General features: G+C 49.0%; 24 protein-coding genes, 1 tRNA gene and 1 pseudogene. 10 read left to right on the forward strand and 16 right to left on the reverse strand.

Translation table 11 applies throughout. The annotated features are described in order from the left end of the window. Positions 1-27 precede the first annotated feature (27 nt). A complete protein-coding gene (locus BIY29_RS15505; protein WP_121575982.1) occupies positions 28-924 on the reverse strand; it encodes a LysR family transcriptional regulator in 897 nt (298 codons plus the stop codon). A 110-nt stretch (positions 925-1,034) separates the two neighbouring features. Here BIY29_RS15505 and BIY29_RS15510 point away from each other — a divergent pair, with 110 nt between their 5' ends. Beyond that, positions 1,035-1,751, forward strand: coding sequence for a pirin family protein (locus BIY29_RS15510; RefSeq protein WP_121575983.1), 717 nt, complete (start codon positions 1,035-1,037; stop codon positions 1,749-1,751). 105 nt (positions 1,752-1,856) lie between these two features. After that, on the forward strand, positions 1,857-2,366 hold the full coding sequence (gene zur / locus BIY29_RS15515) for a zinc uptake transcriptional repressor Zur (protein ID WP_121575984.1): 510 nt from the start codon (positions 1,857-1,859) through the stop codon (positions 2,364-2,366). A 66-nt stretch (positions 2,367-2,432) separates the two neighbouring features. On the opposite strand, the gene BIY29_RS15520 is transcribed toward zur, so the two are convergent. From BIY29_RS15520 to BIY29_RS15530, 3 genes are all read right to left on the reverse strand, one after another. Then, positions 2,433-2,642, reverse strand: coding sequence for a CsbD family protein (locus BIY29_RS15520; RefSeq protein ID WP_121576006.1), 210 nt, complete (start codon positions 2,640-2,642; stop codon positions 2,433-2,435). 384 nt (positions 2,643-3,026) lie between these two features. After that, positions 3,027-3,635, reverse strand: coding sequence for a transcriptional repressor LexA (lexA, locus tag BIY29_RS15525; RefSeq protein ID WP_121575985.1), 609 nt, complete (start codon positions 3,633-3,635; stop codon positions 3,027-3,029). A 108-nt stretch (positions 3,636-3,743) separates the two neighbouring features. Continuing rightward, on the reverse strand, positions 3,744-4,109 hold the full coding sequence (locus BIY29_RS15530) for a diacylglycerol kinase (protein ID WP_121575986.1): 366 nt from the start codon (positions 4,107-4,109) through the stop codon (positions 3,744-3,746). Between the two features lie 128 nt (positions 4,110-4,237). Between BIY29_RS15530 and plsB the strand changes: the two genes are divergently transcribed. Next, a complete protein-coding gene (gene plsB / locus BIY29_RS15535) occupies positions 4,238-6,715 on the forward strand; it encodes a glycerol-3-phosphate 1-O-acyltransferase PlsB (RefSeq protein ID WP_121575987.1) in 2,478 nt (825 codons plus the stop codon). Between the two features lie 43 nt (positions 6,716-6,758). Here the strand turns inward: plsB and ubiA are convergent, their stop codons facing one another. The 5 genes from ubiA to BIY29_RS15560 form a co-directional block, all read right to left on the reverse strand. Beyond that, a complete protein-coding gene (gene ubiA, locus BIY29_RS15540) occupies positions 6,759-7,631 on the reverse strand; it encodes a 4-hydroxybenzoate octaprenyltransferase (protein ID WP_205680358.1) in 873 nt (290 codons plus the stop codon). A gap of 15 nt (positions 7,632-7,646) precedes the next feature. Then, positions 7,647-8,168, reverse strand: coding sequence for a chorismate lyase (ubiC, locus tag BIY29_RS15545; protein ID WP_121575988.1), 522 nt, complete (start codon positions 8,166-8,168; stop codon positions 7,647-7,649). Between the two features lie 355 nt (positions 8,169-8,523). Beyond that, positions 8,524-10,176 (reverse strand): chaperonin GroEL, encoded by a 1,653-nt coding sequence (gene groL / locus BIY29_RS15550; RefSeq protein ID WP_121575989.1) that lies wholly within the window; start codon positions 10,174-10,176, stop codon positions 8,524-8,526. Positions 10,177-10,222: 46 nt separating this feature from the next. Further along, positions 10,223-10,516, reverse strand: coding sequence for a co-chaperone GroES (locus BIY29_RS15555; protein WP_048636335.1), 294 nt, complete (start codon positions 10,514-10,516; stop codon positions 10,223-10,225). Positions 10,517-10,736: 220 nt separating this feature from the next. Further along, on the reverse strand, positions 10,737-11,207 hold the full coding sequence (locus tag BIY29_RS15560) for an FxsA family protein (RefSeq protein ID WP_121575990.1): 471 nt from the start codon (positions 11,205-11,207) through the stop codon (positions 10,737-10,739). A gap of 387 nt (positions 11,208-11,594) precedes the next feature. Between BIY29_RS15560 and aspA the strand changes: the two genes are divergently transcribed. The 5 genes from aspA to BIY29_RS15585 all read left to right on the forward strand — a co-directional run bounded on the left by aspA (position 11,595) and on the right by BIY29_RS15585 (position 16,037). Continuing rightward, the gene (gene aspA / locus BIY29_RS15565; RefSeq protein ID WP_121575991.1) at positions 11,595-13,034 is read left to right on the forward strand and encodes an aspartate ammonia-lyase; all 1,440 of its coding nucleotides are present in this window, start codon (positions 11,595-11,597) and stop codon (positions 13,032-13,034) included. A 155-nt stretch (positions 13,035-13,189) separates the two neighbouring features. Beyond that, entirely contained in the window at positions 13,190-13,522 is a 333-nt protein-coding gene (gene cutA / locus BIY29_RS15570) for a divalent cation tolerance protein CutA (protein WP_121575992.1), read from the forward strand. Further along, entirely contained in the window at positions 13,498-15,213 is a 1,716-nt protein-coding gene (locus BIY29_RS15575; RefSeq protein ID WP_121575993.1) for a protein-disulfide reductase DsbD, read from the forward strand. Before cutA ends, BIY29_RS15575 begins: the two co-directional genes overlap by 25 nt. Before the next feature lie 44 nt (positions 15,214-15,257). Beyond that, positions 15,258-15,833: a transcriptional regulator gene (locus BIY29_RS15580; protein WP_095834919.1), complete on the forward strand. Its 576-nt coding sequence runs from the start codon at positions 15,258-15,260 to the stop codon at positions 15,831-15,833. Between the two features lie 128 nt (positions 15,834-15,961). Continuing rightward, positions 15,962-16,037, forward strand: a tRNA-Phe gene (locus tag BIY29_RS15585). A 190-nt stretch (positions 16,038-16,227) separates the two neighbouring features. On the opposite strand, the gene BIY29_RS15590 is transcribed toward BIY29_RS15585, so the two are convergent. The 4 genes from BIY29_RS15590 to BIY29_RS15605 form a co-directional block, all read right to left on the reverse strand. Next, complete coding sequence (locus tag BIY29_RS15590) at positions 16,228-17,250, reverse strand: tyrosine-type recombinase/integrase (protein WP_121575994.1); 1,023 nt, start codon at positions 17,248-17,250, stop codon at positions 16,228-16,230. Between the two features lie 85 nt (positions 17,251-17,335). Beyond that, on the reverse strand, positions 17,336-18,940 hold the full coding sequence (locus tag BIY29_RS15595; RefSeq protein ID WP_121575995.1) for a conjugal transfer nickase/helicase domain-containing protein: 1,605 nt from the start codon (positions 18,938-18,940) through the stop codon (positions 17,336-17,338). Between the two features lie 101 nt (positions 18,941-19,041). Next, on the reverse strand, positions 19,042-20,553 hold the full coding sequence (locus BIY29_RS15600; RefSeq protein WP_240630165.1) for an ATP-dependent helicase: 1,512 nt from the start codon (positions 20,551-20,553) through the stop codon (positions 19,042-19,044). A gap of 109 nt (positions 20,554-20,662) precedes the next feature. Continuing rightward, complete coding sequence (locus tag BIY29_RS15605; RefSeq protein ID WP_121575996.1) at positions 20,663-20,872, reverse strand: DNA polymerase III subunit theta; 210 nt, start codon at positions 20,870-20,872, stop codon at positions 20,663-20,665. A 58-nt stretch (positions 20,873-20,930) separates the two neighbouring features. Between BIY29_RS15605 and BIY29_RS15610 the strand changes: the two genes are divergently transcribed. Next, the gene (locus tag BIY29_RS15610; RefSeq protein WP_121575997.1) at positions 20,931-21,524 is read left to right on the forward strand and encodes a hypothetical protein; all 594 of its coding nucleotides are present in this window, start codon (positions 20,931-20,933) and stop codon (positions 21,522-21,524) included. 175 nt (positions 21,525-21,699) lie between these two features. After that, entirely contained in the window at positions 21,700-22,725 is a 1,026-nt protein-coding gene (locus BIY29_RS15615; RefSeq protein WP_121575998.1) for an IS110 family RNA-guided transposase, read from the forward strand. A gap of 213 nt (positions 22,726-22,938) precedes the next feature. On the opposite strand, the pseudogene BIY29_RS15620 reads toward BIY29_RS15615, so the two are convergent. The 3 genes and pseudogenes from BIY29_RS15620 to BIY29_RS15630 all read right to left on the reverse strand — a co-directional run. Further along, positions 22,939-23,498: pseudogene (locus BIY29_RS15620) on the reverse strand (transposase); the annotation flags it as partial. A 151-nt stretch (positions 23,499-23,649) separates the two neighbouring features. Next, on the reverse strand, positions 23,650-23,913 hold the full coding sequence (locus BIY29_RS20065; protein WP_147437167.1) for a hypothetical protein: 264 nt from the start codon (positions 23,911-23,913) through the stop codon (positions 23,650-23,652). 116 nt (positions 23,914-24,029) lie between these two features. After that, complete coding sequence (locus BIY29_RS15630) at positions 24,030-24,977, reverse strand: ribosome-inactivating family protein (protein ID WP_121576000.1); 948 nt, start codon at positions 24,975-24,977, stop codon at positions 24,030-24,032. Between the last annotated feature and the right edge of the window lie 95 nt (positions 24,978-25,072).

Consider the following 25,072-nt stretch of genomic DNA (forward strand, 5'->3'; position numbering starts at 1 on the left):
CGGCGTCAGATAAACGGTGAAAAAAACTCAGGCCTGATTCAGCAACCGTGGGATTTCGCGTAAAAACCAGGATTTGGCTTCACCCATGCTGTCACGTCGCCAGGCCATAATAATCTGACTTTCCATAGAATACTCAGGGCTGACTACCCGCAACCGGCCTTCGGCAATATCCTGTGCGACCATCGGATAAGGCATAGTCGCCACCCCCAGCCCGGCCAGCAAAGCCCGGCGTTTATCATCAAGCGAACTGACGGTCAGACGCTGCTGCTTATCCAGCAGTTGTACGGTTAACACCGGGCGTTCGCGTGCGGTATCCGCGACGGCAATCCCCCGGTATTTCACATGGGTCACATCAGATAGCGGTTCTGGCTCCTGGTGTATAGGATGGTCGGGGCTGGCAACATAAACGCTTTTCACTGTATAAAGTTTGCGGGTATTTACTTCAGCAGACGCCCGAAAATGCATATCCGGCGCAATCACAATATCGGCACGGCCCTGCTCCAACCGCTCCCAGGCTCCCGCCAATACTTCCGTCAACAGCGAAACCTGAGTGTTCGCCTTCAGCGACAGTTTATCAAGCAGCGGAAAGAGTTTCTGCGTGGGGATCAGCGCCTCGGTCACAATCGTCAGGTGTGTTTCCCAACCGCGGGCCAGCGCTTCGGCATCCGTAGTGAGTTTATCGGCGGCTTCCAGCAAAATACGCCCACGCTCCAGCAGCATTCGCCCAACATTGGTGAATTTAGTGCGGTGCCCGGAGCGATCAAACAACACCACATCCAACTCTTCTTCCAGTTTTTGCATGGTATAGCTTAGAGCTGACGGCACGCGACCTAATTCATCCGCCGCCGCGGCAAAACTTCCCCGGCGATCAATCGCATCCATCACTCTCAAGGCTTCCAGCGTCAATGCTCTCTCTTTAGCCATTTTGGTACTCATTCAGGAATTTTGAATATGCCGACCAGATTAACTAGCTAACAATCCAGCGTCCACACAATTACTATTTGTTTAAGAAATAATTATCCGAGCTTATTGCCATGATCATAAGAAGAGCAGCAGAACAATGTGGTCAAGCTGACTATGGCTGGTTGCAAGCACGCTATACGTTCTCTTTTGGCCATTATTTCGATCCCGCGTTGCTGGGTTATGCATCACTGCGGGTACTAAATCAGGAAGTGCTGACACCAGGATCGTCTTTTCAGCCCCGTACCTATCCACGAGTAGATATTTTAAATATCATTCTCCAGGGAGAAGCAGAATACCGCGACAGTAATGGTCACCACATCCATGCCAAAGAGGGGGATGTTCTGCTGCTTGCCACCCAGCCCAATGTCAGCTATAGCGAGCATAACCGCAGCCCCAGTCGGCCACTTACCCGTATGCAGCTTTGGCTGGACGCCTGCCCGACACGGGAAAACCGCCCACTGCAACGACTGGCGCTGAATAGCATCGATCGCCATAACCCAGCCCACAGTTTATTGGCCTCGCCTGAGGGGGAACAAAACAGTCTGCAACTCCGCCAGCAAGTGTGGATCCATCATCTGCAATTGCAAGAAAATGAGCGGCAGATCATTAAATTGAATGGCAATCAGGCATATCTCCAGTCGATCCACGGATTGGTGACCGTTAGCGGTCATCAGCATAGCGGTGACACACTGCACTGTGGCGATGGCGCATTTATCCAGCAGGAAACCGAGTTAACCATGCAGGCTGGAACACCGCTACGCGCCTTGCTGGTCGACCTGGTGGTTTAGCGAATCGTTGGTCAATATCGACAGGTCAGCCTCACGGGTTCTGCGTTTTTCTTCCGTCGTGCTAAGATATTTACCTTGTTCTTTACGCGTCAGGGTTATACGACAATGGATTCAACCAATCAGGACAAACTCCTTGCCCAGGCTGAACAGATTTGTCAGCATCGCGGCGTGCGCCTGACGCCACAACGGCTGGAAGTTTTCCGTCTGATGGCCCAACAATCTGGCGCAATCAGCGCATACGACCTGCTAGACCTACTGCGGATATCGGAACCGCAAGCTAAACCGCCGACGGTATATCGCGCATTGGATTTTCTGCTGGAACAGGGATTCATCCACCGGGTGGAATCAACCAACAGCTATGTACTTTGTCATCACATTGAAGATCATAGCCACACTTCTGCATTGTTTATCTGCGATCGTTGTAGTCAGGTCACTGAACGCCAGACAGAGGGGGTAGAAGAGACGTTGCGTCAGTTAGCACAACAGGCTGGGTTCACCTTACGCCACAGTATTATTGAAGCACATGGATTATGCGAAAGCTGTCAGGAAGTCGCCTCGTGTAAACAGCCGGATCATTGCGATCACGATCACACACTCCCTATCAAAAAGCGATAGCCCTCACGATCGCTCGTAAGGGCTGGAAGGAGACACCCTCTGCTCCTCTGGTAGGCTGAAACTTACTTACCAGTGATATTTGTGATGTTTTTCCCAATCATTGACTTCTTTTTCGGCAGCTTCTTGCTCGTAACCATAGCGTTCCTGGATTTTACCAACCAGTTGATCACGTTTGCCTTCAATGACTTTTATGTCGTCATCAGTCAATTTGCCCCACTGTTCTTTCGCTTTGCCTTTAAACTGTTTCCAGTTTCCGCCAGCTTGGTCTTTATTCATCATCGTATCTCCATCTCTTGGGTTCAGATCGGCATAAGCGAATTGTCTGCCTATACCTTATGTTGTCAGTTTCAGAACAATCATTTCAGTAAGCGCCATCATAAACTTCCAATATGTTTCCGATTGTTAGTGATAACTCATCGATCAATATGCTTACCTTAATAATAATTATAGACAATAATTCCGATTTGTTATTTTAAAACGGAATTTGACACCAAATAAGTGATATTTAGCAGCAAAAAGAATAAAAAACCATAAAAGAAACAGAAGATAACAGCACAGAGGAGGGTAAAGGGAATATTTAAACGACATCACCCCGAAACCGAGGCGATGGATCAGGAATACCAGAGCAACCGCTCTTACTCTCTTGTCAAAGACGTAAAATCAGCTCCAGTCACCATTACGGATAACGCCAACCGCCAGCCCTTCAATAGAGAAACTCTGTTGGCGCAGGTCAACGACAATAGGAGAAAACTCTTCATTTTCAGCCAGAAGATGCACCATATTTGCTTGTTTTTTCAGACGCTTAACCGTTACTTCATCGTCAATCCGCGCAACGACGACCTGCCCGTTACGGACATCTTGCGTTTTATGTACCGCCAGCAAATCACCATCCATAATACCGATGTCTTTCATTGACATCCCGCTCACACGCAGCAGGAAATCAGCACTCGGTTTGAACATTGACGGGTCAACCCGATAATGACATTCGATGTGCTGCTGCGCCAAAAGCGGTTCGCCTGCCGCAACACGACCAATTAACGGAATGCCAGCCTCTTCTTCCATCAGCAAGCGAATACCACGAGAGGCACCGGATACCATTTCAATAACGCCTTTACGCGCCAATGCCTTTAAATGTTCTTCAGCGGCATTAGGTGAACGAAATCCTAGCTGCTGGGCAATTTCCGCCCGTGTTGGCGGCATACCGGTCTGCACAATATGATCGCGGATCAGGTCATAAACCTGTTGCTGTCTGGCTGTTAATGCTTTCATCCCGCCCCCTGGTTGTTTATACAGTTTTGCTGTGAGTATATACAGGTAATGCACAATTGGAAACCGGGATGTGAGTAAACCTCGGTTTTTATTAATTTCTGGAAGCTTTCACGCAAAATGCTGCCAGAGAATACTGCCCCAAACGGCCACAGCCAATAAAATGGCAATAAACACGGCAGCCGAACCCATGTCCTTTGCCCGACCGGATAATTCGTGATGTTCAAGGCCAATACGATCGACCACGGCTTCAATCGCGCTGTTGGCCAGTTCAAACAGCATGATCAATACCACCGCCCCGATAAGCAACAGTTTTTCGACTGGGGTAACAGGCAGTAAACAGGCGATAATCGTGCCAATAATCGTCAGCAAGGTTTCCTGACGGAACGCCGCCTCATGTTGCCATGCCTGCTTCAACCCCTGTAGGGAATAGCCGGTTGCTTTGATTATCCGGGTTATCCCCGTTGCTTTTTTCATCCATCCTCCATTTATTTATAAGAAATCGTCCGCATTTTAACCCTTAACCGTTGTCTCATCACAACAGATCTCCAGCGCAGTTTCTGGTATCCTTGCGACGCATTGCTAACAAGAGGCTTCAAGTTGTTATGTCAGGTTGGCGTAGAATTTACTATAAATTATTGAATTTCCCACTCAAACTGTTAGTGAAAAGTAAAGTCATACCTATAGATCCCGTGGCCGAGCTGGGATTAGATCCCTCGCGCCCCATTCTCTATGTATTGCCTTACAATTCTCAGGCGGATTTACTGACGTTGCAGGCCAAGTGTCAGACCCTGGGTCTGCCGGATCCGCTACGGACTGTCGATATCAACGGTGTGGAACTGCCCAGTCATGTTTTTATTAACGAAGGACCCCGCGTCTTCCACTATTACGTTCCGAAACAGAAATCCATAAAACTGTTTCATGACTATCTGGATCTGCATCGCGGCAATCCCGATCTGGACGTACAGATGGTGCCGGTTTCCGTCATGTTTGGCCGTTCTCCTGGCCGCGAAGGTCAAAATCAGGCGACGCCCCATTTGCGGCTGCTTAACGGCATTGAGAAGTTCTTTGCCGTGCTATGGCTGGGCCGGGACAGCTTTGTCCGTTTTTCCAGCCCTGTGTCGCTACGCTATATGGCAACCGAGCACGGCACTGATAAAACTATCGCTCACAAGCTTGCACGTGTCGCGCGTATGCACTTCTCGCGTCAGCGCCTGGCTGCGGTAGGCCCACGTCTGCCGGTACGTCAGGAACTGTTTAATAAACTGCTTAACTCCAAAGCGATAAAAAAAGCCATTGATGAGGAAGCGCGCAGCAAAAAACTCTCTCATGAGAGAGCGCAGCAAAACGCCATTTCCCTGATGGAAGAAATTGCCGCCGACTTTTCTTATGAAGCCGTTCGTTTATCGGATCGCGTATTAAGCTGGACCTGGAACCGTCTCTATCAGGGGATTAACGTTCATAACGCCGAGCGGGTACGTCAGTTGGCGCAAGACGGGCATGAAATCGTCTATGTTCCCTGCCACCGCAGCCATATGGACTATCTGCTGCTCTCTTACGTGCTCTATCATCAGGGGCTGGTTCCTCCGCACATTGCCGCAGGGATCAATCTGAATTTCTGGCCTGCCGGCCCGATCTTCCGTCGGCTGGGGGCATTCTTCATTCGCCGCACGTTCAAAGGCAATAAACTGTATTCCACCATTTTTCGTGAATACCTGGGCGAGCTATTTGCCCGTGGCTATTCCGTCGAATATTTCGTGGAAGGCGGTCGTTCACGTACCGGGCGTTTACTGGAACCTAAAACCGGCACGCTGGCCATGACCATTCAGGCCATGCTACGTGGCGGTACACGTCCGATTACCTTAGTGCCGATTTACGTGGGTTATGAGCACGTCATGGAAGTCGGAACCTATGCGAAAGAGCTGCGCGGCGCGACGAAAGAGAAAGAAGGATTTGTGCAGATGGTGCGCGGTTTGCGTAAGCTGCGTAACCTTGGACAAGGCTATGTCAACTTCGGTGAACCGCTGCCCTTAACCGCCTATCTGAATCAACATGTGCCGCAATGGCGTGATGCCATTGACCCGATTGAAGCACAGCGCCCAAGCTGGTTAACGCCGACGGTGCAGGATATCGCAATGGATATCATGGTGCGCATTAACAACGCGGCGGCGGCAAATGCCATGAACCTGTGTTCGACAGCGTTACTGGCGTCACGTCAGCGCTCGTTGACCCGCGAGCAAATGCATGAGCAGTTGGATTGTTACCTGCAACTTCTGCGCAATGTTCCTTACCATAAAGACATCACCGCGCCGGAAAAGACGCCCGATGAATTGCTGGAACACGCGTTGGGTATGAATAAATTTGAAGTCGAGAAAGACAACATCGGCGACATCATTATTCTGCCGCGTGAGCAGGCCGTGCTGATGACCTATTACCGCAATAATATTCAACATCTGCTGATATTGCCGTCGCTCATTGCCAGCATCATGATCCATCACCGCCGCATTTCCCTGTCTGAAGTGATTCGCCAGGTGACGCTACTTTATCCCCTGCTTCAAGCCGAGTTGTTTTTACATTACACCAGAGACACATTGCCAACCGTGCTGTCCGCCCTGACAGAAGAGCTATCACGGCAAGCGTTGCTCTACATAAAACAGGACGAACTGGTGATCAACCCTGCACGCACCCGCACGCTACAGTTATTGGCTGCCGGAGTACGTGAAACGCTGCAACGCTATGCAATTACGTTGTCGCTGCTGGGAGCTAATCCGGGCATCAATCGCGGGACGCTGGAAAAAGAGAGCCGGAATCTGGCGCAACGGCTATCGGTTCTGCATGGTATCAACGCCCCGGAGTTCTTCGATAAAGCGGTGTTCTCAACATTGGTTGCCACCTTACGCAGTGAAGGCTACATCAGTGACACCAGCGAGACGGCGCAGGGAGATATCCTGGAAATATATAACATTCTGGGTGATTTGATCACCCCGGAGGTCAGGCTGACGATTGAAAGCGCCAACTCACCGGCGGAAACTGAAATCGACAGCCGGAAAGCAGAAGCCGTTCCCCCCGATAGTCAGGCTTAAAAAAGAAAAGGCGGCGAGAACCATTCTCCGCCTTTCTTTGATCTTACAGGCTGAACAACACCCCAAGAAACAGCGCCATACCAACATAGTTATTATTTTTGAATGCCCGGAAACAGGCATCCCGCTCGCGCCCGGCGATCAACTTTTGCTGGTAAACAAACAACCCGGCAACAACCAGCAGCGACACGTAAAATACCAAACCTAATGATGTCATATAACCCAGCGCCAGCAGCAGCAACATGACAGCCAGTTGCAGCAGGCCAATAATCAACGTGTCAAAACGTCCGAATAAAATAGCGGTGGATTTGATGCCGATCTTGAGATCATCATCCCGATCCACCATGGCGTACTGCGTATCGTAGGCAACCGTCCAACAGACGTAGGCCAGAAACATTATCCAGCAGGTTAGGGGTAACGTCTCGCTCACTGCCGCATAGGCCATCGGTATCGACCAGCCAAATGCCGCCCCCAGAACCAACTGTGGCAGGTGGCTGACGCGCTTCATAAACGGATATACCCATGCAAGCGCCAGCCCGGCGACAGAAAGCCAGATGGTCATCCTATTCAATGTCAGAACCAGACCGAACGCCAGCAGAACCAACACCACAAACAACACTTTGGCAGACTGTTCGCTGACCATTCCGCTGGGCAGAGGGCGTGAAGCCGTGCGCTTTACATGCCCGTCAAAATGCCGATCGGCATAATCATTGATCACACACCCAGCCGCCCGCATTAAAAAAACACCGGCAGCAAAAACCAGCAATATCCACGGATCAGGCGTCCCTCGACCTGCCAGCCATAATGCCCATAAAGTTGGCCACAGCAGCAGCAGAGAGCCTATCGGCTTATCAACACGCATCAACCGACAGTAAGCCAGCCATCTCCCCGCTGTTACACTTCTTTCCAACGGACTCATCTCCTCAATTACCGGCTAGCCTTCATGGCTATCCGTAAAATAAAGCGGTGCCTCTGGTAAAAACAGCTCGGTCAATAGCAACGGATGACCAGAAAGGCACAAACGGGAACGACGCGCCCACCCCCCTTCACTGTATCCGGTATGGATATAATCACGCGTCAGGGCATCATGTTGAAACAGATAACGCCCCAGCGGTACATTACCGATCGTCGTCAGGGCGGCGCCTGTGCCATCCAGTGTCTGTTGGGGAATCAGGGTGCGGCCAAATAACCAGGGACGCTCATCGCCATACAGCACGACCTCGCGCAGCCAATAACGCTCACTAACGGGCAGGAGTGTCCGTTCATCATTCAACTCCCCCGGAGAGATAAAACGCTCATTGCAGATAGTCACCGTCAGTTGAGCGCAATAGCCATCCAGACGCTGCGTCATTGAATCTGTTTCCATCAGCCAGTCCTCAATGTGCGCAGGCATTATTGTGGGCTGTTCGGTAAACCATTCAATAGCCCGCAGAGAGATTTGCGCAACATCAGACATTATCCCTACTCCGATCAGGGGTGATTCGTAAATAAAGTAAACGCTTCATATTGTAGCGCAGAATAGCGCTTTGATAACACGTTCTAAACCGATTGATACCTGATATGGCAACATTTTTGTAATCGTAATAGGGAAAGAAGACTTACTGATTTTAAAGAGAAAGTCACGCAAAACAGGATGATAACCGGGCAACAGCGACGCAGGCAGGTAAACCGGGGCGGCCAGGTAACGACATAAAATAAAAGCACTATCCAGCTAGCTAACCGGATAGTGCTTTTTGAACTGCAAGATGTGACGAGTGTAAACCGGGCCGGGCTGTCATCAGTACGTTACGTCTGATGACAGCGGCGCCGTTTTACATCATACCGCCCATTCCACCCATGCCGCCCATACCACCAGCGCCCATATCAGCACCTTTATCTTCTTTCGGAAGATCGGTAACCATACATTCGGTGGTGATCATCAGGCCTGCGATAGAAGCTGCATATTGCAGAGCAGAGCGGGTCACTTTGGTTGGATCGAGGATACCCATGCCGATCATATCGCCGTACTCTTCAGTGTAAGCGTTATAACCATAGCTGCCCTCACCGGCTTTAACCGTGTTGGCAATAACAGAGGCTTCTTCACCGGCGTTAATAACGATCTGACGCAGCGGAGATTCCATGGCGCGCAGCGCAACTTTAATACCCACGTTCTGATCTTCGTTATCGCCTTTCAGGCCAGAAGCACTGATAGAGGAAGCGGCACGAATCAGTGCAACACCCCCACCGGCAACCACACCTTCTTCTACGGCGGCGCGGGTAGCGTGCAGCGCATCTTCAACGCGGGCTTTCTTCTCTTTCATTTCAACTTCAGTCGCCGCGCCAACTTTGATAACGGCTACGCCGCCAGCCAGTTTAGCCACACGTTCCTGCAGTTTTTCTTTGTCGTAGTCTGAAGTCGCATCTTCAATCTGTTGACGAATCTGAGTAACCCGGCCCTGAATTGCGCTTTCGTCACCCACGCCATCAATGATGATGGTGGTGTCTTTATTGATAACGACGCGTTTTGCCTGGCCCAGATCTTCCAGCGTGGTTTTTTCCAGCTCCAGACCAATCTCTTCGGAGATAACGGTACCGGCAGTCAGGGTAGCGATATCCTGCAACATGGCTTTACGGCGATCGCCGAAACCAGGCGCTTTAACCGCAGCCACTTTCACAATACCGCGCATGGTGTTAACCACCAGCGTCGCCAGCGCTTCGCCTTCAACATCTTCCGCGATAATCAGCAGAGGTTTACCGGCTTTAGCCACTGCTTCCAGCACCGGCAGCATTTCACGAATGTTGGAGATTTTCTTGTCGGCCAGCAGAATGAACGGGCTTTCCAGCTCGACAGAACCGGTTTCCGGTTTGTTGATGAAGTAAGGAGACAGATAACCGCGGTCAAACTGCATACCTTCAACCACGTCCAGTTCGTCCTGTAGGCCTGAACCTTCCTCAACGGTGATAACGCCTTCTTTACCCACTTTCTCCATCGCCTGAGCAATCAGCTTACCCACGGTTTCGTCGGAGTTTGCAGAGATGGTGCCAACCTGTGCGATGGCTTTTGAATCGGAACAAGGAACAGATTGTTTTTTCAATTCTTCAACTGCGGCGATAACGGCTTTATCGATACCGCGTTTTAAATCCATCGGGTTCATGCCCGCCGCAACGGCTTTCAGACCTTCAGTGATGATGGATTGAGCCAGTACGGTTGCCGTGGTGGTACCGTCGCCCGCCGCATCATTCGCTTTGGAGGCAACTTCCTTAACCATCTGCGCGCCCATGTTTTCGAACTTGTCTTCCAGTTCGATTTCACGTGCAACAGAAACACCGTCTTTGGTAATAGTGGGTGCACCGAAGGATTTATCCAATACAACGTTACGGCCTTTAGGGCCCAGGGTAACCTTCACTGCATCAGCCAGTACATTTACGCCACGCAACATTTTTACGCGAGCGTCATTACCGAATTTTACGTCTTTAGCTGCCATTGGTGTATTTCCCTTAAATTCGTTCAGTTCAGATGATTACGCGCAATTACGCTTCAACAATTGCCAGGATGTCGCTTTCAGACATGATCAACACTTCTTCGTTATCGATCTTCTCTGCCTTCACGCCATAGCCATCATTGAAAATGACGATATCGCCAACTTTCACATCCAGCGGTTTGACTTCACCATTTTCCAGGATGCGGCCATGGCCGATGGCCAGTACTTCACCACGGGTAGATTTACCTGCGGCGGAGCCGGTCAGAACGATACCGCCAGCAGATTTGGACTCGACTTCTTTGCGCTTGACGATCACGCGGTCATGCAATGGACGAATTTTCATTGATAGCTCTCCTTTGAGAAAGTCCACATCAGTTTAGGATGAACGCCAGATATGCCCTCATATCTGACCTTGTGGTGTTCTAAGTGGGGGCGTTTCTTTTCCCTTCAAGGGAAAAAATTCATTTTTTTTGTGTCAAGTGCTGTTTTTTTGTATTCCTATAAACAAAAAACAAGAATTATCAACACGATAATTCTTGTTCATCATTCGGTTTATATCACACTTAGCGATCGTCTTTTTCATCCCGGTGTTCAATATTTCTGCGGCCATCGTCTTTACGCTGATACTCGCCTTCAAACGTATTACCGTCAGACGGGGGAGCGCCGGAGCCTGAGCGCCAGATATGCAAATGCGGCATCAGTTTCAGGGTTAAACGCTTCTGTACCGGCGGCAGCAACAGCAACAGCCCAAGGAAATCGGTAAAGAATCCGGGGATCAAAAGCAGGAAACCTGCCAGCACCAGAGACACGCTTTTCACCATCTCCGCCGCAGGGCTTTCACCCAATGCCATTTTCTGCTGCATCTGAACAATGGTTTTCATGCCCTGATTACGCACCAACGACACACCGACACAAGAAGTGAAGACCACCAACAACAGGGTCATCGCCACGCCAAGTACCTCTGCCACCTGAATGAACAGCGATATCTCTATGTAGGCAAAAAGAAAAATTAATAACAACGGTAACCAGCGCACCTGACTCTCCTGTTATTGAAAAACGCATACTGTTAAGAACAAACGCAGTTGTTGTAAACAAATTATGTTATTGAAAACAAATATGACCAGACATCACTGCACTGCACATTATAATTCACTGAGATGGTAGCGCGGTCAGCGATTTTCAAGCTATGGCAGAGCCATTTATTATTTTAAAATAGTTGCGCGTGACAACTATCACAGTTCATTTCTCTGAGGATAATGGAAAGATAAGATAGTGATCCGGGCTACAATTTTTGTTCGCCGAGCAGCATATCATCACAACAACGGATGCAGTTATGGTTAAACATTCTGCTACTGTTGCGTATAGCGGTGCAATTAGTTCACACAAGTCAAATTTAACAGCAGAATTAAGAGAAGGCTCTCATGTCAGATAACATTCGTATTGAAGAAGACCTGTTAGGTACGAAGGAAGTTCCCGCCAATGCTTATTATGGCGTTCATACACTCCGGGCTGTCGAAAATTTTTATATCAGCAACAGTAAGATAAGCGACATTCCAGAATTTGTGCGCGGCATGGTAATGGTCAAAAAGGCTGCCGCACTCGCAAATAAAGAACTACAAACCATCCCGCGTAAAATTGCCGATGTCATCATCCAGGCCTGTGATGAAGTATTGAATAACGGCAAATGCATGGATCAATTCCCGATTGATGTCTATCAGGGTGGCGCAGGCACTTCGGTTAATATGAATACCAACGAGGTGCTGGCCAATATCGGTCTGGAACTGATGGGACACCAGAAAGGCGAGTACCAGTACCTGAACCCAAACGATCATCTGAACAAGTGCCAATCGACTAACGACGCTTACCCCACCGGGTTTCGTATTGCCGTTTACGCCTCCATTTTGAAATTGATCGATGCGCTGACTCAACTTGGTGATGGCTTCGAACGCAAAGCCAAAGAATTTGAAAACGTATTGAAAATGGGACGAACCCAGTTGCAGGATGCGGTTCCCATGACACTGGGCCAGGAGTTCCATGCTTTCAATGTGTTACTGAAAGAAGAAAACAAAAATCTGTTGCGTACCGCAGAATTATTATTGGAAGTGAATTTGGGGGCGACGGCCATCGGTACTCGGCTAAACACGCCGGATGGCTATCAGCAACTGGCAGTACAGCGGTTAGCGGAAGTCAGCGGCCTGGCGTGTGTTCCGGCGGAAGACCTGATTGAAGCTACATCTGACTGCGGCGCTTACGTTATGGTGCACAGTTCGCTTAAACGTTTGGCGGTGAAGCTGTCAAAAATCTGTAACGACCTGCGTCTGCTGTCTTCCGGACCGCGTGCCGGTCTGAACGAAATTAACCTGCCAGAGTTGCAGGCGGGTTCTTCAATCATGCCGGCCAAAGTCAACCCGGTAGTCCCGGAAGTAGTCAATCAGGTGTGCTTCAAGGTCATCGGCAACGATACCTGCGTCACCATGGCTTCCGAAGCAGGGCAACTTCAGCTCAACGTTATGGAGCCGGTCATCGGTCAGGCCATGTTTGAGTCAACCCACATTCTGACCAACGCCTGCTACAACCTGCTGGAAAAATGCGTTAATGGCATCACGGCTAACAAAGAAGTGTGCGAGGCCTATGTCTTTAACTCCATCGGTATCGTCACGTATCTGAACCCGTTTATCGGCCACCATAACGGCGATATTGTCGGCAAGATCTGCGCGGAAACCGGAAAAAGCGTACGTGAAGTCGTTCTGGAGCGCGGTTTGCTGACGGAAGCTGAACTGGATGACATTTTCTCCATTCAGAACCTGATGCACCCGGAATACAAAGCCAAGCGCTACACCGACGAGAACGAACAGTCTTAATTTTCTGACTTAAACCCATTGAAGGCACGCGCTCCCTGAAAGCGGCGTGCCTTAATTTTATGCTGCTTCTACACAGCCGCCCCGAGCCGCACAATTCCCCTCATTATACAAAGCAAGGTATAGTGTCCTTATGTTCACCTGAAACCGAGGTCACGATGTCCGACCGCCCTGCTTGCGATGCCGTCGTCATACTGTGTACCGCGCCTGACGAGTCTTGCGCACAACAGCTTGCCGCATCATTACTGGAAGTACAGCTTGCCGCCTGCGTAACCCTCTTGCCCGGCACTCGCTCGCTTTATTATTGGGAAGGCAAACTTGAGCAGCAATCAGAAGTACAAATGCTAATCAAAAGTAACCTTTCACATCAGCAGGCTTTGCTGGATCACCTGAAACAACACCATCCTTATCAGACACCAGAACTGCTGGTGCTACCGGTACTGAGTGGCGATAGCGATTATCTGACATGGCTCAACGAATCTTTACACTGATTATCCTGATCTGGGCAGCATTTAGCACCGCAACTACCGCCTCACCGTTTGCTCAAAACAGGGTTGGCGATAACCAGAATTCGCAGTTTTTGCCTGTCGATCAGGCGTTTGCCTTTGACTTCCAGCAGCGGGATAACCAGTTAACCGTCCGCTGGGAAATACAGCCAGGCTACTACCTCTATCGGCAGCAGATAAAACTGGAAAGCAGTCATGCTGTTCTCGGTAATGTCGTTTTACCGCAAGGCATCCCTCATCGTGACGAATTTTTCGGCCAGATTTCCATCTTTAAACAGCATTTGACGCTGACTATTCCGCTTATTCAGACTAATGAAGATGCCACGGTGAAAATCACTTATCAGGGCTGCGCTGATGCCGGGTTTTGCTACCCGCCTGAAACACGGATCATCCCGGTGAGCCAGACTACCCAGGTTGCAGGCGAAGGTTTCTCACAAAATCAGCAGCCACAAGAACGGCCATTACCCTTCTCACCCTGGTGGGCGCTATTGATTGGCATTGGCGTGGCATTTACCCCTTGCGTGCTGCCGATGTATCCACTGATATCCGGTCTGGTGCTCGGCAGGAAAACGCAGTTGACGCCCCAGCGAACCTTTTGGCTTTCGATGACCTACGTGCAGGGCATGGCGCTGACTTACACGCTGCTGGGCTTCATTGTCGCCGCTGCAGGGCTGCGTTTTCAGGCTGCGCTGCAACACCCTTATGTCTTGATTGGCCTGTCTGTGCTGTTCATCGCACTGGCGCTTTCGATGTTCGGTCTGTATACCCTGCAATTGCCGCCCGCCATGCAAACGCGACTGGCGGAATGGAGTAATCGCCAGCAAAGCGGATCGCTGGCTGGCGTATTCAGCATGGGGGCGCTGGCGGGATTAATTTGCTCGCCTTGCACCACTGCGCCGTTTAGCGCCATCCTGCTTTATATTGCGCAAAGCGGCAATTTATTGGCGGGAGGTGGCTCACTGTATTTATATGCGTTCGGCATGGGCCTGCCGCTGATCCTGATCACGATGTTCGGCAATCGACTATTGCCGCGCAGCGGCCCGTGGATGCAATACGTCAAAGAAGCGTTTGGCTTTGTCATTCTGGCGCTGCCCGTTTTTCTCCTTGAGCGCATACTGGGTGAAAGTTGGGGGATCAGATTGTGGAGTCTGTTGGGTGTGGCCTTTTTCGGCTGGGCGTTCACGCTGAGCTTACGCAGCCATAAAGGCTGGATGCGCGGCGTTCAGCTACTGCTGCTGGCGAGTGCTCTAGTCGCAGCGCGACCGCTACAGAACTGGATATTTCCACCGGCGGAATCTGAACGGCGACATGCCTCTTCCGCCCTCAATTTTACACCGGTGACCAACGTCGTCAGTTTGAATAATGCGCTGGCGGGACGCCATCAACCCGTGATGCTCGATCTGTACGCTGATTGGTGCGTCGCCTGTAAAGAGTTTGAAAAATACACCTTCAGCGATAGCCATGTGCAGCGCCTTTTATCACGCATGACGTTATTACAAGCTGATGTGACCGAAAATCGAACGGAACAGAACAGGTTGCTGAAACAACTACAGGTTCTGGGGCTACCCACCATCCTGTTTTTTGATGCGCAGGGTAAAGAGATACCCGGCTCACGCGTTACCGGATTTATGGACGCGGAAAAATTTCAGGCACATTTGCAGAAGTTCAGTCCGTAAACGACACTATTTATTCTGGCAATCGCTTTTCTGGAGGAGAGCCAATGCAACGGGAAGACGTTCTTGAACATGCACTCACGCTGTTGGAACAACACGGTTTCGCCATGACCACTCTGGACATGTTGGCTGAAAAACTGGACGTTTCCATGGCAGAGCTACTGCCGTTTTGGCCCGATCGCGAAGCCCTGCTTTATGACAGCCTGCGCTATCACAGCCAACAGGTCGATGTCTGGCGGCGACAGCTTCTGTTGGATGACACGAAAAACACTGAGCAAAAACTGCTGGCGCGTTATCAGGTGCTGCATGATGCGGTAAAACAACAGCGTTATCCCGGCTGCCTGTTTGTGGCCGCCTGCAGCTTCTTTCCTGATATTAACCACCCGATCCATCAGATTGCCGAGCAGCAGAAACAGGCATCCTACCGCTATACCCGCGACCTGCTGGAAGAGTTGGAAACCGACGATCCGGAAATGGTGGCTCAGCAGATGGAACTGATTTTGGAAGGATGTTTAAGCAATCTGTTGGTAAAACATCAGGCATCGAGCATTGCAACGGCACGACGGCTGGCCGAAGATGTTCTCCGCTTTTCATTATGCCGTAAAAACGGGGCATTGACCTGACCGCAAAAGCAATGAGAAACGCGAACTCCGCGCGTTGGCTGAAAAGTCGGCAATCAGTAGGGTTTTCCGCTTGTTAACTCATAAACCCGTTGACGGCAAGCAGTCAATACGGTTTAATGCGCCCCGTTGCCCGGATAGCTCAGTCGGTAGAGCAGAGGATTGAAAATCCTCGTGTCCTTGGTTCGATTCCGAGTCCGGGCACCACTTGCATCAAAGCACGCTGGTTAAGAGTGAGAAACTTAACGGGCGGTTAATACAGGGTTCGGTCATAAAATCGTTCCGGTGCAGAGACAGTCGAAGAGGCTGCACTGTGGATAAGAACTGAATCCTCAAGATAGGGAATCTGCATGCCAGCAGATTCCCTTTTCTCGTTCCCGCGTATGGTTACAGTGAATTACATTACTGTCAAGTCATGTAAAACGGGTTGCGCATAAATATCCGTATGTAACGCCAGCTCTTTTTCCAGCGTTCTCCCCACTATCTCCATATTCAGCTCAATGTATTCCATTGTCGTGCTCACACTGCGATGCCCCAGCAAATCCTTGACCAGTTGAAGATTACGCTCCGGCGCCTTCATCAATTCCGTTGCCAGCGTGTGTCGGAACCTGTGAGGCGATACCGCAAACCCGCAATCACGGGACAGGCGATAAAAAAATGATCGGGTCGTTTGTAATGCTCTCGCTTCATCGTACTGATACTCGTCCTGGTGCCGACGGGATTTCATAAAGCGGGTTACATCAAACAACAGATCGGCTGGCTGTGCTCCGGCCAGTTTCGCACGAGCCAGTAACGCGGCCAGCCGCGTACGCAAATGAAGAACGGCCGGCACACGCCACTCGCGGTGCGTTTTACTTCCTTCCAGCCGCAATTCAATATATCCTTCGTCGAGATTGATGTCCTGTAACCGGATATGCAGTAATTGATTCTGCCTCATGCCGGTATAGCGCAGGGTATCGAGGACTGTCAGCCAATACCAGACGGGATAAAGCGCACACCGTTGTCCCCAGATAGCATGAGGTTCTTCGGTTTCTATTCGTTGCATCAGTAGATAAATTGTCGTCAGTTGTTCACGCGTCAGAGTTTTCTTTTTCTTACGGTCCTTCTGCACAACCACATCGTTGAACGGATTCTTCTCTTGTTCGATTAATTTCTGCTCTATAGCAAAATTAAATATTGCTCGCATATGCGCTACTTTATTATTCCAGGTATGCGCCGATAATTTTCTCTCTTTTAAGATATTTCGTCGCCATCTCAACACATCTCTGTGTGTTATTTGATTTGGCTCTACCCCCTCGCCCATGTATCGTTTGAAACCATTAACCACTTTTAAATAGCTGATTTCTGTCGCTTGGCGAAGATTATGAGAAAAAAAATATTCATCGACCAACTCATCCCAGCTCATTGACTTATCAGACATATAATTTCCCTTATATTTATAGAGCACAAATGCGCCTTTGCTGTGTGCAGACTAAACATTAGTCCGCTAATCAGATTGCCATACGTCAGGGCAAGATCAATAATGCGCTCTCGTCAGGAATACGATTTCCCCGATAAAGTGATGAAGCTTTAACCAGGTAACCGTTAATGTTCTGATACGTCCCTGTTCCTGATGGGGTACTGTATATTCTGGCCTGCAAGAAACGCCTGCCGTCGGCAACACGATGCACGCCCAAACGCTCAAACGATGCCTGCAATGCGTTACGCTTTCCCTTATTTCCAGTTTCCTTCTGAAACAGATAAAATATTTCGGGCACACACAAAAAAACGAATCCGGCAACGATATGAGCGCGAGCCCCTTCTTCATTGATAGTTATTCTTCCACCAATTAATCCAGCGGATAACCATTCCAGAAATACCGTCCCTTTGTTATTTCCTTCCTGATCGTTGCCAGTTTTCTCTGCCGGGGAAATAACAGATCCCAGGGACTCAACCAACGAGGTGTTTTCATCCTCCTTTTTATTTTTTAGCTCATTCGGAACGACGGCGACTGTCTCAGGTACTGGTTCAATATCCGGCTTCAGGGTATCTGCCATGCCGGAAAAAAGGCCCAGAAGCGCCTGGGTATCATCCTGAACCGGTTTAGGTGTCGGATCCGCTGTCTGTTGCTCAGAAGCTACAGGCGTATCGCTCCCCAAAACCATTGCATCCAGTACCGAAACCGACGCATTAGGAAGCAGAGGCGCCTGTTTTAATGATAGTGTTGCTTCCGCTTCTGATACCGGAGACGGCTCATTACTTCCAGTTGTCGGACTGTTATCAGACAGTGCCGACGTTAACGCCGATGCCATCAACGGCCCCAGTGAGACAATCGGTAGCTCACTACTCTCCGTCGCCGGCATTGACAACACTGGCTGGGGCAGCGTCCCTGTTAATGGCGGCGCACCACACTTTTCTGCGGCCAAAAGCAGCAATTCATCAATCAGCGCAATGGTTGCAGGTCTCCTAAGTGTACGCTGTGCCAGACAGTCGAACGCCTCAGGAACAGCCGATAGCCAGGGAAGCGCGGATGGAGGTAATAGCATGCCTGCCAGTAATGATACCCGGCCTTGCACATAGGAAGGAGGCAATTTATCCGCACGATACCGAAAGCGAAATGGCTTTCCCGGAACCGTAAATCCCGGGTTCCAGCACTCTCCGCCATCTAACTCCCCTTCCCACTCACAGAGTAATGGCAGGTGATAAAACAAGGCTGACCAAAACACCACGGCGTTCCAGAGTAATCCCTGAGCCGCTTGTTCCTCCGGCGGGCTCCCCGGGGGCAGGGTTCTCCCCTTGGCAAGCCTGACCGCATACGTAGCAAACTGTATAGTCAAATCGCCAAACGCACCGGCATGTGCCCAATTTCCCTCTTTTGAAGCAGGCAGATTCTGAACACGACTGAGTAACGAAAACAGAGGAGCCAGATAACTCTGCCGATAAAACGCCGCCGGCAGCGCATGATTGTCATTAAGCTGCTGGAGAAAACGCTGACGCTGCGGGAACGCAATTAATGCGTCAATAGGGCTAGGAACGTGATAGCCGGACGGACACGTTGATCGGGGAGAATTAGCCTCATTTCGGGGAGCGCTATCCGCGCCAACAAGAAAATGTTTTATTCTGGTGAGCATGAATGTCTCCTGCCTGTGAGCGGCACAGTCTTGAGCGGCTCACGGTCGGGAGACAAGAGTAAACTCTTTTTGCATTTTAAAAATTATTCAGAAGAGGTCTGTCATTCTTCATCAGGAACAGCGCTCTTGATAAACGGCATATCATCTGCAGGCTCTGGCGTACCGTCGTCAGTTTGAAGCTCTTCTTTTGTATCGGTTGACTCTTCCTGTTCACTGAGCAATTGCAGTAATTCATTTCTGACCAAAAGTTTCCGCGCCCGGGTTGTCGCCACATAGAGCAAATTGGTTTCATCCGTTCTTGCTGCTTCCGATAACAATGGATCTGTGATATCCGCAAAATCATCGTTTAAAATCACTGTTTCCCATTCAAGCCCCTTGCTGCGATGTGCAGTCGACACCACAACATCAGCGTCTTTTTCTTGTGTCGTAGCCTGGCGCCGTAAAATCTGCAATTTTTGCGGCAGCGGAAAGTATTTATCCAACAGGCCGATCGCCTGATTCATTTCCGCATCACTCGTTGCTTTGGCGACAGACTTATACTCTTCAAAATTCCGATATTCACGGTTGAGACGCGGCGCACGCATCCGTTCAGGCATATCAACAGAAAACCAGTACAGATCCTCCAGTTCTTCCGTTTTATAGCCTTCAATTCCCCCCACCCAATACACACGTTTCTCCCTCATGCTTTCATAAAGCGCTGCGCCAATGACTCCCCCCACTGTACGGCTGAGCACCGTGTAACGCGAAACGTCCTCAGGAAGTCGATCAACCACATCGTCATCACCGCCATTGCCGATCACCGGATGTGTTTCCTCCTGGCGCTTCAGCAATACATTCGCCATTTTTGCAACAGAAGGACCAAACCGAAAACTTTGCGTCAGCCACAGGCGGTCGGCCTCTTCAAGGGCTGGCGCATCCAGTGCGTTATCGGCACCGCGAAAACGGTAAATCTGCTGATGGCGATCGCCAACCAGTACGACATTACAGTTCTGACTCAGCACCAGCGAACTGGTGACAGGATTTGCATCCTGAGCTTCATCGAACAGAATGGTGTCCCACCGTTTCGACAAATCGGGCGCTGACAACTGGAACAGCTTCAGATAGGTATCATGCGTGACAGGAAACATCGAATCGATGCTACTCATCTCGTTCCACAGAAACTGAGCGGCACCCAATATCTTGCTGGCATCCAGACCATCGCAATCATTCTCATCTGGAAGATGTTCGTAACTGAGTGCCGGGGAAGCACTACACAGGAAATGGTTCAGTGCAGACAAGGCTGCTCTGGCCAACGCCCAGTGACGGGTATTTAGCTTGCGGGCAACATCGGTAATGCGCAAATTGGCCGTTAATCTCGGCTTTAAATGCCTGCCAAACTTCATCCAGGCCAGTTGATGAGAGGTCTTACATTCGACGTTGAAGGGAAAGTTTCGTTCAGCCTCATCACGAACTGCACGATTGTAGGCAAGGTAAAGCATTCTACGGTCAGGATTGGCCTGCGCGTAGCGAACCAGCGTTGATGTTTTACCAGTACCAGCAAAAGCGTTAACCACCAGGTGTCGGCCTTTCCAGTTGATGACAGCGGATTGTTCGGGTGTATCTGAGTAGGCCATGCCAGAGATCCATAGTGAAAAATCATGCCGGCACAGTGCAGGAAAGTATGCGTTATCGCCATTAAAAACCAATTATTAACACTGGGGAATTATGTAACTCAGGTATCATTTACTTTTTATCGTTGGACTCTGCCATACGCTGATACGCAAGATCTGAACCATGTGGTAACTGTTTACTCACTTCTCTATAGTATGTTACACATTGACGAAAATACTCACGCAAATGTTCAAGTTGTTCGCGCTCGACCTGCTCTGTGATAACTTGCTTGGCATCAAAAGTGATGTGATTTATATGAACTGAGTGGCATAAGTGAATTATGCAAACATGAAGGTCTTAAGCCTTAGCAAGATTGGCGAAATGGAAGGTAGCGTCATTTATGATTAATGTTAGTAAGCAAAATAAACCCTCTTATGAGTGTATGATAATTGCGGAAACAGCATATGAACTGGCCAAGCAAGCAAAAGAATATTCATGGAAGCAGTATCATTGTTCCACGGGTTTTGTTTTCCTAGCTTTTGCCATTGAGGCAATGTTCATCTTTTACCGGAGGCAGGTTGATTCAAATTACGACAAAACTAATGATAGATCAGGACGTAAAGATTTTCATAAAAAAACTATGAATCTTTGTGGTATTGGAGATCTGTTAGGCAGTCGCGATTATCAGACCATCAAAAAATGCTTGTTATTCAGAGACAATATTGCGCATGGGGACTTTTTTGAGTCTAAATTTCCGTTTATGCCCTCTGGAGAAGATGAACATAATGACCATGTCAATGAAATTTTGTCTCAACCTTCGAAGCAGTTTAGGATAACTGTAAGTGAGCTCAATGACGGTATCTGTGCAGCCAAATGCGTCGATAACCTAATCTGTGAAAATGGTTACCAAGTAAGCAATACATTTATTGAGCGGAAATACATGCCGAGACTACAGCCCGCATTTGGTGTTTCTGGAATCTCGACATGGTTGTAGCATGAATGGTAGATAACCTATTTATCGATTACAGTCTGCCCAGCCTGTCCTCTGGAGAGTCTGGAGAGTCTGGAGAGTCTGGAGTGTAGTGATGTTATGGACGCCCCTCCCTGAAGTAGCCAGTGCCATACTCTATTGACTGCAATTAATTCAGGAGTGATATCACAGGAACACAATCAGAGTTGTTGGTATCGACATTGCCAAATCTGTTTTTCAGGTATGCGTCTGGATGGTTGATGGTTCAATTGCATATAACAAGAAGATCTCCCGTTCAAAATTGCTGGATTGCGTTCGACACTTCGAGCCCGGAACGCTTATCGCGATGGAGGCATGCTCTACTTCGCACTTCTGGGGCAGAACCTTCAGAACGATGGGATACAACGTCAGACTGATACCTGCCCAGCACGTTAAAGCCTTTGTCAGAAGCCAGAAAAACGATGCTAATGATGCGCTGGCGATTTGTGAAACAGCACTCCGCCCTGGCATCCACTTTGTTCCGGTTAAAACTGCTGAGCAGCAGGATATCAAAGCGCTGCGAAATACCCGTCAGCTCATGGTTGAGCAAAGAACGGCGCTGGCTAACCAGCTTCGTTCTCTGCTCGCTGAATATGGTCTCATTATCCCTGTCGGGATCCAGTGCCTCCAGCAGCACCTGCCTGAACTGATGGAAGACGCATCGAATGAGTTAACGTTCACTGTCCGCCGTTTACTTTCTACATTGCGGGAAGACATGCAGGCGCTGAATGAACGCGTCACCGGACTGGATAAGGAAATTGCTGCATTGTCTTCACAACAAGCTGCCTATCGCCATTTGTTAACTATTCCGGGAGTCGGCCCGCTCATCGCGGCAGCGTTTATCAGTGAAGTGGATGCAGGGCAATTTTCCAGCGGCAGAGAGTTATCCGCCTGGTGTGGCCTGGTTCCCCGGCAGCACAGTTCGGGAGGCAAGCAACGATTATCCTCCGTGACAAAAAATGGCAATCGTAGTCTCAGAACATTAATCATCCATGGAGCACGGTCTGTAATGCGCTGTATGAAAAAGCGCGATGACAGTCTGGGCCTTTGGCTGCAAAGGCTTGAAGCTCGTCAGGGGTTCCTGAAAACCACGGTTGCACTGGCGAATAAACTGACGAGAATTATCTGGCGTGTGCTGACAGATGGGGTTGATTTTAATATGCAGAAGGCCGTTGCGATGAATTAGCTAAAAACAGCAATTTACAGAAAATTATTTAACTGAGTTTGCAGGCACTGATGAGAAAACGGCTACCGTCCCTGTAACAGCCTGAAGTTGACCTGGGTAATCATATACCGGTGTAGTGATAAGGAAACAGGGCTCGGATAACATCATGGCGCGGGTAAATTAACCCACTAACGACGCCGGATATATGGTCGCAAACCGTATCGAACCAGTACACAACCCCAGCTCTTTCATGAGCCTGCCAGCAAGCCAGCGTCCCATCTGATAGCCTCTTTGGGTTGCCATGGTGGCAATGCTTCTTGCTCCAGCCTAACCGTGGCTGATGCTATGCAGCTCAAGTACCTGACTCCGTAATACAACCCGTCTGCCATCTGGCTTTTCAGGGCGGTTTTTCCAGTATTTGTAGCTGCTGCGATGAACCCTGAACACATGGCAGAGAGTGACCACAGGATAACGCGCCCTCAGTTTCCCGATTATCGAGAACTGTTCAGGGAGTCTGACATCAAGAGCGCGGTAGCCTTTTTTAAAATTTCATTTTCCATTTCAATGCGTTGTAGTTTTTTCCTCAGCTCGCGTATTTCGATTTGTTCTGGTGTTATCGGAGAGGCTTTTGGTGTTTTGCCCTGACGCTCATCACGCAGTTGTTTTACCCATTTTGTCATCGTGGAAAGACCAACATCCATAGCCTTAGCTGCGTCAGAGACGGTGTAATTTTGATCTACAACCAACTGAGCGGATTCGCGTTTGAATTCAGGACTGAAGTTTCTTCTTTTCATTGGAGAGCACCTGTGTTGTTCTGAGGTGAGCATATCACCTCTGTTCAAGTGGCCAAATTCAGTGTGTCACTACAACAACACAGGTACTACTGAATGTAAGAAAACGGCAGGTAAAGCATGCAATGGAGTCAAGGAGCGCGGAAGAGAGTCTTTAAACCCTTCTGCTATAGAGCACTTTAAGAGACGGGTAGTGCTCCACCTCGTTCAGTGACGCGGCCAGCAAAAGGCGATACCCGTCCTTTTCACTAAAGTATGACCTAACCCATTGTTGCAGCCACTGGCAGTAACCGCGCAGAGTGATATCACGGCAGAGCGTTGTGGAGGTGGCGATCTGCAGCGCGTCGCCCTCGATCACCGTGCGCGGGCCGTTCGCGTGCCACAGCTGCAGGCAGGTCGAACCATCCTGCCGCACCACAAAATCCCCCTGAACGCCTGGTACACCGCGCCGTCCAGGGTGACGTCGTGCTCAAGCGCGCCCCGTTCGCCTGGCGTACCGGCAGTACCCACACCTCGGCGAATTTACTATGATATTTATTGAATTAATACAGCTATTAAATTTTTTGGCCAATATATATTACCAATTAACACTATACTATCTCCTGATGAGCACATCTCCCCCATTTTGGAAACTTTCATTCTTTCCCGATCATTTATGCAGTTAGCTACAGCAAGATACGAATATAGCTCATTTCTATTTGTTGCATGCGTAATACTACTGTAATATTCAGCGTCCGAGCTAGCGTTTTGCGACATCCTACGTGCATAGTCACTGAGATTTCCCCATTGGTTTGTTATGGAATATAAACTTCCAATCGGAGTATGCCTGTCATAATTTCGAGAAATAAAAGATGATATGTTGGCAAATCGAACCGATTCGGACACTCCGATTATTAACGTCAATAAAGATCTTGCTGTATTTTCTGTCACATATTGACTATCCATACTTGATAGATTTCTTATAGCTTCATTAATAGTTATTTCGTTAACGATCACATCAGCTCTAACTCGGCCAGCTCTGGTGCTCAAGCTTGTATAGTCCGATGATACATTCATTTCCAATGCTTCTGTGTTTGGTACGGTGATGTTTGAAAATTCAGGATCATTAAACCGATAAAAATACCTCCCGCAAACAAATCCTACGGCATAAAGATTACTATTTGATAGAATAAGTTTGACTTCTTGGTCGTTATTATCTGTACTGATAAAACGCACATCACTATAGGAATTAGAAGAGTTAAGTGCCTGAACACCGGGAACACGGGGTAAAGCATCTGCGATGTTTTCTCTTATATTTTTTATTGAACCTATATATTCCCGAGGACTCCTAAACTTAAAATCAAATGAATCAGAATATGAAAAGCCGCTAAAAAATATAAAAAAAAGAGCCAAGATATTCTTATACAAACAAGCCTTACGATTTATATTTTTCACAATTAAATACTTTTTCATTCGAAAAAAAATCATAACGTTAATTTTCATGATTTCTCACTTAACTACACTAATGAAAACTATATAATCAAAGGTAAATGGAGCAGTATTTATGATGTTATATTATATCCAAACATATAATATAC

Source organism: Brenneria alni, from assembly GCF_003666245.1.
Classification (GTDB): domain Bacteria; phylum Pseudomonadota; class Gammaproteobacteria; order Enterobacterales; family Enterobacteriaceae; genus Brenneria; species Brenneria alni.

What these genes read in the sequence shown, in the direction of transcription:
- BIY29_RS15590 (WP_121575994.1), bottom strand. Translation starts at nt 17,250, where the DNA reads ATGTCTGATAAGTCAATGAGCTGGGATGAGTTGGTCGATGAATATTTT.
- lexA (WP_121575985.1), bottom strand. Translation starts at nt 3,635, where the DNA reads ATGAAAGCATTAACAGCCAGACAGCAACAGGTTTATGACCTGATCCGC.
- ubiC (WP_121575988.1), bottom strand. Translation starts at nt 8,168, where the DNA reads ATGTCTGATGTTGCGCAAATCTCTCTGCGGGCTATTGAATGGTTTACC.
- BIY29_RS15580 (WP_095834919.1), top strand. Translation starts at nt 15,258, where the DNA reads ATGCAACGGGAAGACGTTCTTGAACATGCACTCACGCTGTTGGAACAA.
- zur (WP_121575984.1), top strand. Translation starts at nt 1,857, where the DNA reads ATGGATTCAACCAATCAGGACAAACTCCTTGCCCAGGCTGAACAGATT.
- aspA (WP_121575991.1), top strand. Translation starts at nt 11,595, where the DNA reads ATGTCAGATAACATTCGTATTGAAGAAGACCTGTTAGGTACGAAGGAA.
- BIY29_RS15575 (WP_121575993.1), top strand. Translation starts at nt 13,498, where the DNA reads ATGGCTCAACGAATCTTTACACTGATTATCCTGATCTGGGCAGCATTT.
- ubiA (WP_205680358.1), bottom strand. Translation starts at nt 7,631, where the DNA reads ATGAGTCCGTTGGAAAGAAGTGTAACAGCGGGGAGATGGCTGGCTTAC.
- BIY29_RS15555 (WP_048636335.1), bottom strand. Translation starts at nt 10,516, where the DNA reads ATGAAAATTCGTCCATTGCATGACCGCGTGATCGTCAAGCGCAAAGAA.
- BIY29_RS15505 (WP_121575982.1), bottom strand. Translation starts at nt 924, where the DNA reads ATGGCTAAAGAGAGAGCATTGACGCTGGAAGCCTTGAGAGTGATGGAT.
- BIY29_RS15530 (WP_121575986.1), bottom strand. Translation starts at nt 4,109, where the DNA reads ATGAAAAAAGCAACGGGGATAACCCGGATAATCAAAGCAACCGGCTAT.
- BIY29_RS15595 (WP_121575995.1), bottom strand. Translation starts at nt 18,940, where the DNA reads ATGCTCACCAGAATAAAACATTTTCTTGTTGGCGCGGATAGCGCTCCC.
- BIY29_RS15600 (WP_240630165.1), bottom strand. Translation starts at nt 20,553, where the DNA reads ATGGCCTACTCAGATACACCCGAACAATCCGCTGTCATCAACTGGAAA.
- BIY29_RS15610 (WP_121575997.1), top strand. Translation starts at nt 20,931, where the DNA reads ATGATTAATGTTAGTAAGCAAAATAAACCCTCTTATGAGTGTATGATA.
- groL (WP_121575989.1), bottom strand. Translation starts at nt 10,176, where the DNA reads ATGGCAGCTAAAGACGTAAAATTCGGTAATGACGCTCGCGTAAAAATG.
- cutA (WP_121575992.1), top strand. Translation starts at nt 13,190, where the DNA reads ATGTCCGACCGCCCTGCTTGCGATGCCGTCGTCATACTGTGTACCGCG.
- plsB (WP_121575987.1), top strand. Translation starts at nt 4,238, where the DNA reads ATGTCAGGTTGGCGTAGAATTTACTATAAATTATTGAATTTCCCACTC.
- BIY29_RS15510 (WP_121575983.1), top strand. Translation starts at nt 1,035, where the DNA reads ATGATCATAAGAAGAGCAGCAGAACAATGTGGTCAAGCTGACTATGGC.
- BIY29_RS15630 (WP_121576000.1), bottom strand. Translation starts at nt 24,977, where the DNA reads ATGAAAATTAACGTTATGATTTTTTTTCGAATGAAAAAGTATTTAATT.
- BIY29_RS15520 (WP_121576006.1), bottom strand. Translation starts at nt 2,642, where the DNA reads ATGAATAAAGACCAAGCTGGCGGAAACTGGAAACAGTTTAAAGGCAAA.